This is a genomic window from Mesorhizobium sp. M7A.F.Ca.ET.027.03.2.1 (assembly GCF_003999175.1).
GTDB lineage: Bacteria > Pseudomonadota > Alphaproteobacteria > Rhizobiales > Rhizobiaceae > Mesorhizobium.
The window spans coordinates 1-1,621 of record NZ_RZOM01001238.1 but is presented as its reverse complement, the minus strand read 5'-3'; the positions used below and the strand labels follow the sequence as shown (position 1 = coordinate 1,621).

At 69.0% G+C, this 1,621-nt stretch carries 2 protein-coding genes; both read right to left on the bottom strand.

The features are described from left to right. The coding region (locus tag EN750_RS33380; RefSeq protein ID WP_127399201.1) for a cobyrinate a,c-diamide synthase at window positions 1–871 on the bottom strand (871 nt) is incomplete at its 3' end. After that, a partial coding sequence (cobA, locus tag EN750_RS33375) for a uroporphyrinogen-III C-methyltransferase (RefSeq protein WP_127399200.1) occupies window positions 868–1,621 on the bottom strand: 754 nt, incomplete at its 5' end. The genes cobA and EN750_RS33380, both read right to left, overlap by 4 nt.

Here is a 1,621-nt window from a genome sequence, read left to right as displayed (position 1 = left end):
CATCGCAGGTCTCGTCGGGCGCTTCGTCGGCGAGCGGCGAGAACGGGACGATTTCCGCACCCGCCTTGCGCCAGTAGGCGGCGACATGCGGATAGAGGAAGGTGAAGGCGGCATCCTCGGCCAGTGCGATCCGCTGGCCGGGCGGCACCAGTGCGTCGGTGAAGCCGCCAGACGCCGGGGTGAAGGGTGTCGCCAGGGCCATGATCGCATCGAGGTCGAGCGATTTCTCCGCCATGTCGGCCAGCCGGTCGAGATGCGCCATCAGGTCGTCATATTCGCCGGCCTGGACGAGGCCGAGATGGCGTTCGGGCAGGTTCAGAGTGGGATCGCGCAGGATGGCGCCGACGACCGGCAGGCCGATCGCCTCGATGGCGTCGCCCGACAGCCGGCGGTGCCGCTCGCTGCCCAACCGGTTGAGCACTACACCGGCCATGCGTACATCCGGATCGTAGGTGGCAAAACCCTTGGCGACGGCGGCCGCGGTGGTCGACTGGCCGGAAACGTCGAGCACCAGCAGCACCGGCAGGCCGTAGAGCCGCGCCAGGTCGGCCGCCGAACCGGTGCGGCCGGGCGAGGCCGGAATGCCGTCGAACAGGCCCATGGCGCTTTCGAGGATGACGAAATCGGTGTCGTCGGCGGCTTGCGCGGCGAGTGCGTTGAGCAGCGATGGCGGCATCGCCCAGCTGTCGAGATTGACGCCGGACAATCCCGTGGCGGCGGTGTGGAAGCCGGGGTCGATATAGTCGGGGCCGGATTTGGCGCCTCGCACCTTCAGCCCACGCCGGGTGAGCGCGCGTAAAATGCCGATGGTGACGCTGGTCTTGCCGGAGCCGGAGCGCGGCGCGCCGACGATGATGGCGCGGGCCGTCATGCTTGTCCCGCCAGTGCCGCGCGCATGGCAACGATGCCGCCGACGATGATCAGCGCCGGCGAGGCAAGACCGGCGGCCGCGGCTTCCTCGGCAATGGTGGCGAGCGTGGCGACGACGGTTCGTTCCTGCGGCGTGGTCGCCGCGACGATCACTGCCGCCGGTGTCGACGGCGCCAGCCCGCCATCGAGCAGTGCCGCCGCGATCAAAGGCAGGTTGGCCATGCCCATATAGACGACGACAGGCTGGCCGGTGCGGGCGATTGCCGCCCAATCGAGATCGTCATCGGTGCCGGCGGCGTGGCCGGTCGCCAGGATCACTGCCTTGTTGATGCCGCGCATGGTGGCCGGAATGCCGGTCGCGGCCAGAGCGCTGAGGCCCGAGGTCAGGCCTGGCAGCACGCGGAACGGGATGTTTTCATGCGCCAGCGCCAGGGCTTCTTCGCCGCCGCGGCCGAAAATATAGGGATCGCCGCCCTTCAGCCTGACGACGCGGCGGCCGTCGCGTGCCAGCCGCACCAAAAGGGCGGTGATGTCATCCTGTTTCATCGACGGTTTGCCGCCGCGCTTGCCAGCAAAGAAAAGCTCGGCATTTTCGGCAACGGCGACGACATCGGATGAGACCAGCGCGTCGTAGACCAGCGCATCCGCCTCGGCCAAAGCCGCCAGCACTTCAAGCGTCAGGCAACCGGGGTCGCCGGGGCCGGCGCCGGCCAGCCAGACATGGCCAGGCTCCAGCCGGCGCGGCTTGCAG